Genomic DNA, 13,863 nt, shown 5'->3' with positions numbered 1-13,863 from the left:
GCTGGGGGTTCACCGTACGGCCGCCGGGGTGCGGCCCGGGACCAGCCCGGGATTCTCCACCGCCTGGGCCACCTGCTCCACCTGCGCCTCCAGCCGGCTCAGTTCCGTGCGTTGCCCGCGCACCCAGTCGGCGCGCCGGGGATCGTCCGCCGCGCCGCCGCGCGGCACGTCGTGCAGCGGGCCCGCGGACGAGTCGAGCGTGTCACCCAGCCGGCGGGCCAGCCGCCAACGCGGATGCGCGCCGGTCACCGTGTGCAGTCGGCTGGCCAGCTCCCGGCGCCGGGCCCGGAGATCGTCCACCCCCGGGAACGGGCCCGGGGTGACCCGTTCCACGTGCGACAGCAGGGACTCGACGGCCAGCGCGTACTCCCGGGTCGCCGCGCGCAGCGCGTCCGCCTCCGTCCGCCGGGTGCCGGCGGTGGCCGACCGGCGGCTGAACCAGCCGGCCAGCGTGGCGCTGGCGGCGGCCAGCAGGATCGACGGGAGGAGGGTGGCCCAGGGCGACGGCGGCGGCGTGCCGGCGCCGGCCCGGTCCAACCGGGCGGCGGCCGTCAGCGCCCGGCAGGTGCGGTCGAAGTCGGCCCGCCGGTCGGCCTGCCACTGCTCCGGGCTGCCCTGGCGGCCGGACCAGCTCAGTTGCCCCGCGGCCGGGCCGGGGGTGGCGAGGCCGAGCGCGCGGGCGGCGTCCACCAGGCCCGGACGGTGGGCCGCCGACAGGCACCAGACCCGGGTGGCGTCGTCGACCGGGGGATCACCCCGGGTGGCCAGGCGGACGCCGGTGACCAGGAGCGCCGACGCCAGGACGACGGTGGCCACGCCGACGGCCCGTCGCGTCCTGACGGAAGGCATCGGCATAACGGCTGACTGTAGTGACAGTCACTCGTGCGTGGGTACCGCGGTCGGGGTCCGAGATCCGACTCGGCCGATGCGTCGGCGGCCCCGGAGGGGGTGGGCCGACCGGGGACCGGCGGCCCACCCCGGGGTGGTCAGCGGAGGTCGTCGGGGCTGTCCGGGCGGGTGCCGGCGCGCGGTGGCGCCGACCAGGGTGACTCGCCGCCGGTGCGGCGGGGCAGAGGTTCGGTGGGGGATTCGGGATAGGCCAGCGTGAGCGGGGCGGTGTCCGGGTCCTTCGCCGGGCCCGGCGCGGACCAGCCGGTGAGCGCGGGCTCGGGCTCGGCCGGAGTGCCGGCCGGGGTCAGCTCCGCCCCGGCTCCCTCCGGCGCGGGCCGGCGACGCCAGCGTCCACCGCTGAACACGGCCATCAGCAGTAGCAGGCCGATGAGGAACAGCGTGCCGTTGTCCAGCGGCTGGCGCAGCGGCAGCGGGTCGCCGAGCAGCTTCAGGTCGCCGGGGATCCGGTCCCGCACGGTGAAGGGCGCGACGAACAGCCCCACGTACGGGGCCGCGAGCAGCAGCCCCGCCACCAGCGGGCCGAGCGGCGAGAAACGCAGCGTGCCGAGCAGGCCGAGCAGGATGCCGGCGACGCCCAGGTAGACGGCCGGTTCGATCAGGTTGGGGGTGCTGTACGTACCGATCTCCACCCAGCGGTTGACGGTCCGCCCAGATCCGTCCTGACCGAGGGTGACGAGCACCCAGGTGACGGGTGCCACCACCAACCCGGCGAGGAAGCTCCAGAGATGTCGCATCCGCGCACCGTACCGTTTCCGGCATGACAGATCATCCCGCGGTCCCGTCGGGTAAGCCGACCTCGTACTCCCGCGTCACGCTGAGTCGCATCATGACCGCCGTCGATGTCAATCTGTACGGGACCGTGCACGGTGGGGTACTGATGAAGTTCGTCGACGACGTGGCCGGCGCGGCGGCGGCCCGGCACAGCGGCGGCACCGCGGTCACCGCCTCCATCGACGAGATCGTCTTCTCCGAGCCGGTCCGGGTGGGTGACCTCGTGCACGCCCACGCCCAGGTCAACTGGACCGGCAGCACCTCGATGGAGGTGGGGGTGCGGGTGGTCGCCGAACGCTGGGACTCGGCCGAGGACGAGCCGGTCCGGGTCGCCACCGCGTACCTGGTCTTCGTGGGTGTGGACGTCGGCGGCGCGCCCCGCCCGGTCCGCCCGGTGCTGCCCGAGACGCCCGACGACGAGCGCCGCTTCCGGGAGGCGGAGATCCGGCGCGCCCACCGGCTGGCCCGTCGGCGCGCCATCCAACTCCACCGCGAGGTGAAAGGAGGGGCCCCCGCCTAACGCCTCCGGTAGAGGAAACGCCCCCGCTTGCCGCGCGATCCACATGGGGTGGGGGTGCGGGGTGTGGGGTGGGCACGCCCCGTGGGCGGCACCGGGTGCGGAGAATGGCGGTACGAGGTAGGGCAAGATGGCGCCACGGCCCATGCACAGTGTCGTGCCGGGCCCCAGGGGAGGGTGGAACGTGTCTGACGTGCTGTGGACGCCCCCGGCCGACGTGCGCGAGCGGTCCCGGATCGGTGACTACCTGCGCTGGCTGGCCGAGCACCGCGGGCTGGAGTTCGCCGACTACGACGCGCTGTGGCAGTGGTCGGTGACCGATCTGACCGGGTTCTGGTCCTCGATCTGGGACTACTTCGGCGTGCTTGCACACACGCCCCCGACCGCAACACTGGCCGGGAGGTCCATGCCCGGCGCCCGCTGGTTCCCCGGCGCGACGCTCAACTACGCGGAGAACGTGCTGCGCATGCCGGGGCTCGGCGACGACGACCCGGCGGTCATCGCGCACGGACAGACCCGCGCCCCGGAGACGCTCACCGCGGCGCAGCTCCGCGAGCGGGTCCGCCGGGTGGCCGCCGGCCTGCGCCGGCTCGGCGTCGGCCCCGGCGACCGGGTGGCCGCGTACGCGCCGAACATCCCGGAGACGTACGTCCTGCTGCTCGCCACCGCCAGCCTGGGCGCGATCTTCTCCTCCTGCGCGCCGGAGTTCGGCACCCGCAGCGTCACCGACCGCTGGCAGCAGATCGAGCCCACGGTGCTGGTCGCGGTGGACGGCTACCGGTACGGCGACAAGCCGATCGACAGGCGCGCCGAGGTGGCCGCGATCCGGGCCGCGTTGCCGTCGTTGCGGCACACCGTCGCCGTCGGGTACCTCGATCCGGCCGGCCCGGCCCCGGACGGCGCGATGACCTGGGCGGAGCTGGCGGCGGAGACCGACGAGCCGCTGGCCTTCGCCCCGGTCGCCTTCGACCACCCGCTGTACGTGCTGTACTCCTCCGGCACCACCGGCCTGCCGAAGCCGATCGTGCACGGCCACGGCGGCATCCTGCTGGAACACCTGAAGATGCTGGCGCTGCACCACGACCTGGGCCCGTCCGACCGGTTCTTCTGGTTCACCACCACCGGCTGGATGATGTGGAACTTCCTGGTCTCCGGGCCGGCGGTGGGCGCGGCGATCGTGTTGTTCGACGGCAATCCGGGCCATCCGGACCTGGGCGCGCTGTGGCGGCTGGCGGCGGAGACCGGCACCACCTACTTCGGCACCTCGGCCCCGTTCCTGCTGGCCTCCCGCAAGGCCGGGCTGGTGCCGCAGGAGATCGCCGACCTGTCCGCGCTGCGCGGCCTCGGCTCGACCGGCGCGCCGCTGCCCGCCGAGGGCTTCACCTGGGTGTACGAGAACGTCAGCGACCACCTCCAGCTCCAGTCGCTCTCCGGCGGCACGGACGTCTGCACCGGGTTCGTCGGCGGCGTGCCGCTGCTGCCGGTGCACGCCGGTGAGATCGCCTGCCGGGCGCTCGGCGCGAAGGTGGAGGCCCGGTCCGCCGACGGGTCGGCGGTGGTCGGCCAGCTCGGCGAGCTGGTGATCACCGAGCCGATGCCGAGCATGCCGGTCGGGTTCTGGAACGACCCGGACGGCGCCCGCTACCGCGAGGCGTACTTCGAGGTCTATCCGGGGGTGTGGCGGCACGGCGACTGGATCACGGTGAACGAACGCGGCGGCTGCGTCATCACCGGCCGCTCGGACGCCACGCTGAACCGGGGCGGCGTGCGCCTCGGCACGGCCGAGTTCTACTCCGTGGTGGAGGGGCTCGACGAGGTGGTCGACTCGGTGGTGGTGCACCTGGAGGACGACGAGGGCGGCGCCGGGGAGCTGCTGCTGTTCGTGGTGCTCGCCGACGGCCTGGAGCTGGACGACGACATGCGGAGGAAGATCTGCCGCGAGCTGCGGACCGCCCTGTCGCCCCGGCACGTGCCGGACGAGATCCACCAGGTCCGCGCGGTCCCGCGCACGCTGAGCGCGAAGAAGCTGGAGGTCCCGGTCAAGAAGATCCTCACCGGCACCCCGGTCGACGCGGCGGCGGCCAAGGGCGCCCTGGCCAACCCCGAGTCCCTGACGGCCTTCGCCGCCCTGGCCCAACAGCGCGCCTCCTGACCCCACCCCGCCCCCACCCCACCTCGTCGATCTTGCACTTGTTGCCCTGGCAAAAAGGGGTGAATGCCTCAACCCAGGGGCGGCAACTGCAAGATCGACGAGGTGGGGTGGGGTCAGGGGAGGGTGTGGGTGGTTCGTTCCGTCTCGGCGCGGGCGGGCAGGTGGGTCGGGGTGGGGTGGGCGCAGGCGACCACCGTGGCGCCTGCCGTCAGCGGGGCCAGCAGCCAGTCGACCGGGTCGGGATGCCGGGTCACGTCGACCAGCAGGCGGTCGCCGGGGGCGAGGCCCAGCTCCGTGGCGCGGGCCTCCGCGCGGGCCAGCAGCGCCGCGTCCCCCGCGCCACCCGAGGGGTACGCGGTGAAGTGGTCGCCGTGCCCGCGTACCGCCGACACGAAGTCGGTGCAGCCGGCCGGCACCTGCCGCATCGGCAGCGCGAACGGGTCCAGCGCCAGCGCGTAACGCTCGCCGGCCGGCCAGCGGGCCGCCTCGTCGACCCGGTCGACGGCGGTGAACAGCACCTCCACCGGACCCGGCGCGTCGACCACGGTCAACGCCGCCGACCAGCAGCCGAGCAGCACCGCGGCGGTCTGCCAGTGCGGCGGCAGCAACACGCCGGCCATCTCGTCCGGTGCGGTGCCGACCTCGTCCACGAGCAGGTTGGCGGTCTTGGCCACCCAGTTCGCCAGCGTCGCGCCGGACAGCTCGGTGCGTTCGCCGGTGGCGTCGTCGTACCAGGTCAGCAGCGGTCGGGTGGGGTCGGACGCGGTCGCGTCGGCGAAGACGCGGGCAATGTTGTCGGCCATCGGAGCGAACGATACGCGCCCGAACCGCGTACTCGATGACGACGACAAGTCGGCGTACCGTCGGGTCGCAGTCAGCGTCGGACGGCCCGCGCGGCGTAGGCTTGCCGACAGTGTTCTTCCCCACAACCGTGCCACCTGAGGAGTCGCCCCGTGACCGCCGGTCGCCCGCCCCGCGTTCTCATCGACGCCACGAGTGTCCCCGCCGATCGCGGCGGCGTCGGTCGATACGTCGACGGCCTGCTCGGCGCGCTCGGCCGGGTCTGCGGCGACGGCGTCGACCTGGCGGTGGTGAGTCTCCGCACCGACCTGGAGCGCTACACCCGGATGCTGCCCGGGGCCGAGATCGTCCCGGCGCCGGCGGCGGTGGCGCACCGGCCCGCGCGGCTCGCCTGGGAGCAGACCGGCCTGCCGCTGCTGGCCCAGCAGGTCGGCGCGGAGGTGCTGCACTCGCCGTTCTACACCTGTCCGCTTCGGGCCGGGTGTCCGGTGACGGTCACCGTGCACGACGCGACGTTCTTCACCGAGCCGGAGCACTACGACAAGTCGCGCCGGACGTTCTTCCGCAGCGCGATCAAGACCTCGCTGCGTCGCGCCGCCCGGGTGATCGTGCCGAGCAAGGCCACCCGGGACGAGTTGATCCGGCTGCTGGACGCCGACCCGACCCGGATCGACGTCGCCTACCACGGTGTCGACCAGGCCGCCTTCCACGCGCCGGGCGACGAGGAGAAGGCCCGGGTCCGGGCCCGGTTGGGTCTCGGTGACAACAGCTACATCGCGTTCCTCGGCGCCAAGGAGCCGCGCAAGAACGTGCCCAACCTGATCCGCGGTTGGGCCCGGGCGGTGGCCGACCGGCCGAACCCGCCGGTGCTGGTGGTGGCCGGCGGCCAGGGGCACGACGACGACATCGACCGCGCGGTCGCCGAGGTCCCGTCGCACCTACGGCTGCTGCGCCCCGGCTACCTGCGCTACGCCGACCTGCCGGGCTTCCTCGGCGGCGCCCTGGTGGCCGCCTACCCGTCCTACGGCGAGGGCTTCGGGCTGCCGATCCTGGAGGCGATGGCGTGCGCCGCGCCGGTGCTCACCACGCCGCGGCTCTCCCTGCCCGAGGTGGGCGGCGACGCGGTGGCGTACACCAGCGAGGACCCGGATCAGATCGCCGCCGACCTGGGTGCCCTGCTGGACGACGAGCAGCGGCGGCTGTCGCTGGCCAAGGCCGGCTTCGACCGGGCCAAGGAGTTCACCTGGGAGTCCAGCGCCGAGGTGCACATCGCCGCCTGGCGGCGGGCCCGCGCCTGACCGGCGGGCGGCGCGCCGCCTCGTCCGCCGTGGCGGCTCGCCCGCTTCGGGCATGATGTGCTGATGTTCTACGCCGTCATCCCGGCGGGCGGCAGCGGCACAAGGTTGTGGCCGCTGTCCCGCGCCGGCCATCCCAAGTTCCTCCACCCGCTGACCGGCACCTCCGCCTCGCTGTTGCAGGCCACGGTGGGCCGGTTGGGGCCGCTGACCACACCGGAACGCACACTGGTGGTCACCGGGGCCGCGCACGCCGCGGCGGTGGCCCGGCAACTGGCTGGCCTGCCGGAGGAGAACATCCTGGTCGAGCCGTCGCCACGGGACTCCTGCGCGGCCATCGCGCTGGCCGCCGCGGTGATCGCCGGCCGCGCCCCGGACGCGGTGATGGGCGCGTTCGCCGCCGACCACCTGATCGCCGACCCGGCCGGCTGGGCCGAGGTGGTGCGGCAGGCGATCCACGGGGCCGAGCAGGGGTTGCTGATGACGGTGGGCATCACCCCGACCCGCCCGGAGACCGGCTACGGCTACCTGGAGACCGGTGACCCGGTCGGCGCCGGGCCGCTGCGCCCGGTGCACGAGTTCAAGGAGAAGCCCGCGGCCGAGGTGGCCGAGGGGTACCTCCGTTCCGGCCGGCACCTCTGGAACGCCGGCATGTTCGTCTGGCGGGTGGACGTCTTCCTGGCCGAGCTGGCCCGCCAGCAGCCGGCGCTGCACGCCGGGATCACCGCGATCGCGGCGGCCTGGGGCAACCCCGAGCAGGACGACGTGCTCGGCACGGTCTGGCCGACGCTTCCGAAGATCTCGGTCGACTACGCGGTGATGGAGGGCGCGGCGACCGCCGGCCGGGTGGCGACCGTGCCCGGCGACTTCGGCTGGAACGACGTCGGTGACTTCCACACGCTCAGCGAGGTGTTGCCGACCGACGCCGCCGGCAACGTGGTGCTCGGCGGGGACGCGAAGCCGGGCGTGCTGCTGCACGACACCACCGGCACCGTGGTGGTGCCGCACTCCGGCCGTCTGGTCGCCACCGTCGGCGTGCGTGACCTGATCGTGGTGGACACCCCGGACGCGCTGCTGGTCTGCCCCCGGGACCGGGCACAGGACGTGAAGAAGATCGTCGACCAGCTCAAGGAGCGCGGCGAGGAGGGCCTGGTCTGAGCCGCCGCGCCGCCGGCCCGTCCCGTCACCCGGTGGCGCGACGGGCCAGCGCCGCGAGCGCCGGCGCCACCAGTTGGGCGGTCCCGCCGGCCAGCGGTTCCGGCAGCCGGTCCGGTGGGAACCAGCCCAGCGCCTCGGACTCGTCGCTGACCCGTTCGACCGCGCCGGCCGGGGCGAACACGGCGTACCGGACGTCGTAGTGCAGGGAGCCGCCCTGGCAGGCGACCGGGTGGACGTCCACGTCGATCGGTTCCGGGTCCAGGGTCAGGCCGGTGATCCCGGACTCCTCGGTCGCCTCGCGCAGCGCCGCCGCCGCCAGCGTCCGGTCGCCGGGCTCGCAGTGCCCGCCGAGCTGCACCCACTTGCGGAACCTGCCGTGCAGGCAGAGCAGCACCCGGGCGCCGGTCGGGTCGAGGACCAACGCGCTGGCGGTGACGTGCCCGGGTCGGTGCGCGCGGCTCATCGCCACCGGCCCGGCGGCCAGCAGCGCCAGCGTCCGGTCCCGGTTGGCGGCGGCGGCCGGGCTGGTCGCCGTCCATCGGCTCAGCGTCGTCGTGGCGTCGGCGTGCAGGTCGGCGTACGCGGTGTGATCGGTGTCGGGCACCCGGACACTGTACGAGCGCGGCCTCCGTACCCTGACCCGGTGACCCTTCGACTCGTCGAGTTCCTGGTGGCCGGCAACGAGGCAAGCGACCTGCTGCCGGTCCGTTCGCCGACGCTGCTGCGGGCGTACGGCGCGCGGCGCGGCTTCTGGACCGTGCTGGACGAGGGGCCGGTCGAGCAGTGCCTGGCGCTGCTGCTGGAACGCGACGACGGTGAGTGGGTGGCGCACCACGTGCCCGCCGACGCGGGCCCGGAGAACGGCCGCACCGAGGACGGCGAGGCGCTCGCCCACCACGACGGCTGGGTGTACGTCTTCGGCTCGCACTTCGGGTCCAAGGCCGGGCCGTTGCGGCCCCGGCGCGCGTTCGTGGCCCGGTTCCGGGAGGACGACGCGGTGTCCGGGCCGCTCGCCGTGCACGTGGTACGCAACCGGTTCCGGCTGCACCGGGCGATCAACGACGCGCTCGTCGCCGCGCCGCTGGCCACGCTGCCGCCGGGCGAGCGGGTCCGGCAGCGGTTCGTGACGGAGACCGTGGCGCGGGGCACCGCCCGGGCCAAGGGCTGGGTGAGTCGGCTGGCCGAGGACGACCTGCCGCTGAACGTGGAGGCGGCGGCGTTCACGCCGGCCGGGACGGCGCTGCTCGGGCTGCGTTTCCCGGTGACCGCCGCCGGTGAGCCGATCTACGTGGAGCTGGCCGGGGTGGCGGGGATGTTCGACCGGACCGCGCCGAGCTGGCCCCGGGCGCTCGGGGCGTACGCGCTGACCGGGGTGACGCCGGCCGGCGCGCTGGCCGGCTTCCGCGCGATCACGCCGACAGACGACGGCGGCTACGCGGCGGTGATCGGGTCGATCGACGCGCTGGGCAAGGGTTCGGTGCTGCTCGACGACCACCCGCACGGCGGGAGGGTGACGTCCCGCCACGTGCGGTTCCGCCACTGTGCCGCGGACGACGCCCGGGTGGGCGCGGAGCTGGTGGCGGAGCTGGCCCCGTTCCATCACGTGGAAGGGCTGGCGGAAGAGGCGGGACGCTGCTATTACGTGACCGACGAGGACCACCGGGTGGCGCTCTGGATCGGATGAGCGAGGGCCGGACGGCACCCCTGCGGAACGAATCCGCAGACCCTCGTGGTGCCGTCCGGCCACGCCCGTCAGCCGGCGCCCGGGTCGACACTGCGCCCCGGCGTCGGCGGGCAAGGAAGAGTCTGCCGAACCGGCCGCCCTACCGTCGAGGTTTTTCACGTCACGCTTAAAGATGGAGATTACTGCCGGCGGGTAAAGTGCCAGGGGTGGCGGGCACCTCCGCCGTCCACCCGGGAGCGCTCTCCATGCTGAAGATTATTTTCTCGAGTGAGGACATTCTGCGGACCCGGGTCGCCCCGGCCGCGGACCCGCTCTGGGAACTGGTCCTCAGCCTGCACCTGCTTCAGGGGCGCGGCCGTGACCCCATGATGACCACCTGGCGGCGCGCCGTCGCGCAGGGGCTGCGGGCCGACAACAGCGCCGAGCGCTACCGGTTGCTCCTCGCGCTCAATCCACCGCGCGGCTACTTTCCCGACTTCCTCACGCCGTCCGCCAGCAAGGACGGCATCGAAGCGGGGTTGGAGGCGGTCCGCGGCACCCCGCGCGGCATGCTGCGCCGTGACCTGACCATGCTGGCCCCGGAGACCCCGCTGCCGCCCTCGGCGACCACGCTCGCCCGGGGCGAACCCGAGGTGTTGCAGAACCTCACCGACGCCATGGCGCGCTACCAGTCCCTGGCCGTCACGCCCTACTGGGCCCGGGTCCAGGCCGCCGTCGAGGCGGACCGGGCCCGCCGTGCCCGAGCCATGCTCGACGGTGGCGCCGAGGGGTTGCTCGCCAGCCTGCGACCCGCCATGCGGTGGGGCGGCGGGGTGCTCGAGGTGCTCGACTACCCGGACAGCCGGGAGCTGCACCTGGACGGCCGGGGGCTGCTGCTCGTCCCGTCCTTCTTTTGTTCCCGCACTCCGGTGGCGCTTGTCGATCCGACGTTGCCCCCGGTGCTGGTCTACCCGGTCGACCGGCTCGGCGGCCTCACGCCCGGCCTCGGCGCCGGGCAGAGCGAGGCGCTCGCCGCGCTGCTCGGCCGCACCCGCGCGGCGGTGCTCCAGGTCGCCGACGAGGGCTGCACCACCGGCGAGATGGCCCGGCGGCTGCGTATCTCCGCCGCCGCGGCCAGTCAGCACACCACCGTGCTGCGCAACGCCGGGCTGCTGGTCAGCCACCGGGACCGCAACACCGTGCTGCACACGCTGACCCCGCTGGGTCGCGCCGTCCTCGACGCCTGACCGCGCCGTCCTCGACGCCTGACCGCGCCGGGGCGGTCAGAGTGCCAGCGTGGCGCTGGCGGTGCTGCCCGCCGGCGGTGGCAGCAGCACCGACCCGATGCCCTCGGCGGCCAGCGCGGTGCGTAGGCGTTGCAGGTCCGCGCCGAACCGGACCAGGTCCGGCCGGTCGACAGGCGTCGGCGCCGCGCCGAGCAGTAGACCGGTGGCGGTGGCCGGCCAGTCGGGCACCGTGGCGGCGAACCCGGCGCGTACCTCGTCGTCGGTGACGTGGGTGAACACGGTGCCCGGGGCGACCACGTCGGCGACCGCGGCGATCGCCCGGTCCACCGCGGCCGGGTCGGGGGGCGTCGGGCCGGTCCCGTCGGGGAGCGTGGCCGCCGCCCGGAGGCCGGCGGCGTGCGCCTCGGCGGTGCCCAGCGAGAAGAGGTCCAGCGAGGCGTCCCGCACCAGCGCGCGGGCGCCCTCGTCGTCGTCCCGGGTCGTGCCGAGGTAACCGCGGACCACGGCGACGGGCACCTGGTCGCACTTGCCCTTGATCAGCTCACCGGCGGCGGCCAGTTCGTCGACCACCGCCATCTGGGTGAGCTGGAGTTCGTTGCCGTACGGGTCGACCTCGCCCCGGTGGTCGCGGATCGCCGGGATGCCGGCCACGCCGAGCGCCACGTCGGTCAGGCCGTTGCGCCACGGGCGGCCCATGGTGTCGCTGACGATGACCGCGACGTCCAGACCGTGCCGCTCGCGCAGCGCGGCCCGCAACGCCCGGGCGGACGCGTCCGGGTCGACCGGCAGCAGCACCAGGCGGGTCTTGTCCACGTTGGACGCGTCGATGCCGGCGGAGGCCATCACGAAGCCGTGGTGGGTCTGCACGATCCGGGTAGCGCCCCGGGTGGCGACCACCCGGGCGGTCTCGGCGGCCAGCACCCGGTCCCGCGCGGCGAGGCGCTCCGGACCGTCGGCGGGCACGTCGACCAGCCGGCCCTCCGCCTTCGACACGATCTTGCTGGTGACCACCAGCACGTCGCCGTCGCGCAGCCAGGGTGCCGCGCCGGCGATCAGCGCCGCCAGGTCGTCGCCCTCGGTCACGTGGCCGATGCCCGGCACCGGCAGGATCTCCAGCCTCACATCAACTCCATCGCGGCGCGCACCATCGCGGCGGTCGCCGCCTCGTCGGTCATCCGCAGCGGCGCGGCGCGGACGGTCACGCCCGGCACCACGGCGTCCTCGTCCTCCGGGGCGACCAGCCAGCCGTCGAGCAGCCCGCCGCCGGACCGGCTGCCGTAGAGGGCGCCCACCCCGGCCGCGCTGCACTCCACGCCGAGCACGGCCAGGCAGCGGTCGGCCATGCCGCGTACCGGCGCGCCGCCGATGATCGGCGACACCCCGATCACCGGGGCCGGACCACCGACCACCGCGTCGCGCAGACCGGGCACGGCCAGCACCGGGGCGACGCTGACCACCGGATTGCTCGGCGCGATCAGCACCACGTCCGCGGCGGCGATCGCCTCGACCACACCGGGTGCGGGCTTCGCCGCCTCCGCGCCGACGAAGACGAACTGCTCGGTCGGCACCTCGGCCCGGTACCGCACCCACCACTCCTGGAAGTGGACCGCCCGTCGCCCCTGCTCGTCGGCGACAGTGCCGGCGCTGTTCGCGACTGCGGGGCTCGCAAGCTCACTCCTCCCGCTCACGATCGCGTGCGTCTCCAGCCGCTCGTCGGTGGCCGGCAGCAGGCGTACGCCGGGCTGCCAGCGGGTGGCCAGCGCCTCGGTGACCTGGGACAGCGGGTAACCGGCGTTGAGCATGGAGGTGCGCACCAGGTGGGTGGCGAGGTCCTTGTCGCCGAGGCCGAACCAGCTCGGCTCCGCCCCGTACGCGGCCAGCTCGGTCTTCACCGTCCAGGTCTCACCGACCCGCCCCCAGCCACGCTCCGGATCGGCGCCGCCGCCCAGCGTGTAGAGCACGCTGTCCAGGTCGGGGCAGACCTTCAGCCCGTGCAGCAGCAGGTCGTCGCCGACGTTTACCACGGCGGTCACGTCGGCGCCGGTCTCCCGGGCGTACGCCCGGACGCCGAGCAGGAACCGGGCGCCCCCGATGCCGCCGGTCAGTACCACGATGCGCATGACGTCCATCCTTCCGCACGTGCCGCCGTGGATCGCCCGGTGGCCGGAGAGACTAGGCTCACGTCGCCAACTGTCCGCTTTCGTCCCCTGGGGGAGTCCGTGACCAGCCCCACCGAGCCCGCGTCCGGTGACGCCGCGCAGGCCAGCCAACTGACCAAGCCGCTGCGCGAACTGGCCGCGCTCGTTCTGCTCGGCGCGAACGCCGTATTGCTCTTCGTCGGCCTGCTGCGCCTGCTGGTGCCGGTCGACGACTACAGCACGTTCGGCGGTCGGGCCGGCAGCACCTACTTCACCTTCGTCGGGCTGGAGTCGACGGTCCTGCCGCTGCTGGCCGTGCTGCTCGCCACGCACATCCGTCCGGTGCTGCCGAAGGCGAAACTGATCACCCAGGTGGCGTTGATCGAGTTCGCCGTCTCCGCCGTCTTCGGTGCGCTGACGTTCCTGATCTGGCTGGTGAACCGGCTCGCCGACGGCGAGGTGCTTGACGCGTTCCTCGGGCTGCTCACCCGGGTGGCCTGGCTGGCCGTCTTCGCGATCGCCGGGTTCGTGGTGTTCAAGATCTGGCGCACGCTCTACTACGTGCCGAAGCCCAAGCCGCAGCCCGGCGTCTACGGTCAGGCCCAGCCGGGCTGGCCGCAGCAGCCCGGCCAGCCCGGCGGCTACCCCGCCCAGGGCGGCTACCCGCCGGCCGGGGTGCCGCCGCAGCCGGGCCAGGCCCCGGCGGGCTACCCGTCGGCGGGCGCGCCCCCGCAGCCCGGTTGGCCGCAGGCCGGTCCGTACGGCCAGCCGCAGTCGGCGCCGCCGTTCAACACCGCCCCGCCGCACGCCCCGCAGTCGGCCCCGCCGTTCGCCGGCCAGCAGTTCGGTGGGCCCCAGGCCGGCCCGCAGGCGGGGGGTCCGCAGTTCGGCGCCCCGCAGGCCGGCGCCCCGCAGTTCGGCGCCCCGCCGGCCGGTTCGGCGCCGTCGGCGCCGCCGTTCGGTCAGCCGCCGTCGGCCGACCCGACCCAGGCGATCCCGCGCCAGAGCGCCGAGCCGGGCCAGCCGGCGTCCCCGGCCGACGACGAGCGCACCCAGCGCTTCGACCGCGAGGACCCGAACCAGCCCCGGTGAGTCCCGGCGGCGGGCGGTGGATCCCATCGCCCGCCGCCGCGCCGCCGGAGGTGTCAGGAGGGGACCCTTCTCTACCCGAGGCGTTAAAAGGGGGCCCCGCCTTGCGTCGTCGGCAGC

General features: G+C 74.5%; 13 protein-coding genes. 7 read left to right on the top strand and 6 right to left on the bottom strand.

The features are described 5' to 3' along the window. Positions 1-9 precede the first annotated feature (9 nt). Positions 10-849, bottom strand: a complete 840-nt coding sequence (locus TPA0908_RS31280; protein ID WP_281944085.1) for a hypothetical protein — start codon at positions 847-849, stop codon at positions 10-12. Positions 850-986: 137 nt separating this feature from the next. Beyond that, positions 987-1,646, bottom strand: coding sequence for a hypothetical protein (locus TPA0908_RS31275; protein ID WP_281944083.1), 660 nt, complete (start codon positions 1,644-1,646; stop codon positions 987-989). Between the two features lie 23 nt (positions 1,647-1,669). Between TPA0908_RS31275 and TPA0908_RS31270 the strand changes: the two genes are divergently transcribed. Together TPA0908_RS31270 and TPA0908_RS31265 are read left to right on the top strand one after the other, a co-directional pair. Continuing rightward, positions 1,670-2,203 carry an acyl-CoA thioesterase gene (locus TPA0908_RS31270; RefSeq protein WP_281944081.1) on the top strand — a complete coding sequence of 178 codons (534 nt, stop codon included), beginning with the start codon at positions 1,670-1,672 and terminating at the stop codon, positions 2,201-2,203. A gap of 181 nt (positions 2,204-2,384) precedes the next feature. Then, a complete protein-coding gene (locus tag TPA0908_RS31265) occupies positions 2,385-4,352 on the top strand; it encodes an acetoacetate--CoA ligase (protein ID WP_281944079.1) in 1,968 nt (655 codons plus the stop codon). Positions 4,353-4,465: 113 nt separating this feature from the next. Here TPA0908_RS31265 and TPA0908_RS31260 read toward each other — a convergent pair whose 3' ends face one another. After that, positions 4,466-5,155 (bottom strand): TIGR03089 family protein, encoded by a 690-nt coding sequence (locus TPA0908_RS31260; RefSeq protein ID WP_281944077.1) that lies wholly within the window; start codon positions 5,153-5,155, stop codon positions 4,466-4,468. Between the two features lie 150 nt (positions 5,156-5,305). On the opposite strand from TPA0908_RS31260, the gene TPA0908_RS31255 reads away from it, so the two are divergent. Next, the gene (locus TPA0908_RS31255; protein WP_107157768.1) at positions 5,306-6,451 is read left to right on the top strand and encodes a glycosyltransferase family 4 protein; all 1,146 of its coding nucleotides are present in this window, start codon (positions 5,306-5,308) and stop codon (positions 6,449-6,451) included. Positions 6,452-6,514: 63 nt separating this feature from the next. Beyond that, positions 6,515-7,606 (top strand): mannose-1-phosphate guanylyltransferase, encoded by a 1,092-nt coding sequence (locus TPA0908_RS31250; RefSeq protein WP_281944074.1) that lies wholly within the window; start codon positions 6,515-6,517, stop codon positions 7,604-7,606. Positions 7,607-7,631: 25 nt separating this feature from the next. Here TPA0908_RS31250 and TPA0908_RS31245 read toward each other — a convergent pair whose 3' ends face one another. Next, positions 7,632-8,210, bottom strand: coding sequence for an NUDIX hydrolase (locus TPA0908_RS31245; RefSeq protein ID WP_374709285.1), 579 nt, complete (start codon positions 8,208-8,210; stop codon positions 7,632-7,634). Between the two features lie 39 nt (positions 8,211-8,249). Here TPA0908_RS31245 and TPA0908_RS31240 point away from each other — a divergent pair, with 39 nt between their 5' ends. Together TPA0908_RS31240 and TPA0908_RS31235 are read left to right on the top strand one after the other, a co-directional pair. Further along, positions 8,250-9,290: a hypothetical protein gene (locus TPA0908_RS31240; RefSeq protein WP_281944072.1), complete on the top strand. Its 1,041-nt coding sequence runs from the start codon at positions 8,250-8,252 to the stop codon at positions 9,288-9,290. Positions 9,291-9,496: 206 nt separating this feature from the next. Then, positions 9,497-10,516, top strand: a complete 1,020-nt coding sequence (locus tag TPA0908_RS31235) for an ArsR/SmtB family transcription factor (protein ID WP_281944070.1) — start codon at positions 9,497-9,499, stop codon at positions 10,514-10,516. 36 nt (positions 10,517-10,552) lie between these two features. On the opposite strand, the gene TPA0908_RS31230 is transcribed toward TPA0908_RS31235, so the two are convergent. Continuing rightward, positions 10,553-11,638 (bottom strand): coenzyme F420-0:L-glutamate ligase, encoded by a 1,086-nt coding sequence (locus TPA0908_RS31230; RefSeq protein WP_281944068.1) that lies wholly within the window; start codon positions 11,636-11,638, stop codon positions 10,553-10,555. After that, positions 11,635-12,636, bottom strand: a complete 1,002-nt coding sequence (gene cofD, locus TPA0908_RS31225) for a 2-phospho-L-lactate transferase (protein ID WP_281944066.1) — start codon at positions 12,634-12,636, stop codon at positions 11,635-11,637. The genes TPA0908_RS31230 and cofD overlap by 4 nt, the downstream gene beginning before the upstream one ends. 99 nt (positions 12,637-12,735) lie before the next feature. Between cofD and TPA0908_RS31220 the strand changes: the two genes are divergently transcribed. Beyond that, the gene (locus TPA0908_RS31220; RefSeq protein WP_281944064.1) at positions 12,736-13,746 is read left to right on the top strand and encodes a hypothetical protein; all 1,011 of its coding nucleotides are present in this window, start codon (positions 12,736-12,738) and stop codon (positions 13,744-13,746) included. The last annotated feature ends 117 nt before the right edge of the window (positions 13,747-13,863 follow it).

It is taken from the genome of Micromonospora sp. AKA38 (genome assembly GCF_027925725.1).
In the GTDB taxonomy this organism is placed as follows: Bacteria; Actinomycetota; Actinomycetes; order Mycobacteriales; family Micromonosporaceae; genus Micromonospora.
Note: the sequence above shows the minus strand (reverse complement) of the source record. Positions and strands in the feature narration are given on the sequence as shown.

What these genes read in the sequence shown, in the direction of transcription:
- TPA0908_RS31260 (WP_281944077.1), bottom strand. Translation starts at nt 5,155, where the DNA reads ATGGCCGACAACATTGCCCGCGTCTTCGCCGACGCGACCGCGTCCGAC.
- TPA0908_RS31270 (WP_281944081.1), top strand. Translation starts at nt 1,670, where the DNA reads ATGACAGATCATCCCGCGGTCCCGTCGGGTAAGCCGACCTCGTACTCC.
- TPA0908_RS31275 (WP_281944083.1), bottom strand. Translation starts at nt 1,646, where the DNA reads ATGCGACATCTCTGGAGCTTCCTCGCCGGGTTGGTGGTGGCACCCGTC.
- TPA0908_RS31280 (WP_281944085.1), bottom strand. Translation starts at nt 849, where the DNA reads ATGCCTTCCGTCAGGACGCGACGGGCCGTCGGCGTGGCCACCGTCGTC.
- TPA0908_RS31250 (WP_281944074.1), top strand. Translation starts at nt 6,515, where the DNA reads ATGTTCTACGCCGTCATCCCGGCGGGCGGCAGCGGCACAAGGTTGTGG.
- cofD (WP_281944066.1), bottom strand. Translation starts at nt 12,636, where the DNA reads ATGCGCATCGTGGTACTGACCGGCGGCATCGGGGGCGCCCGGTTCCTG.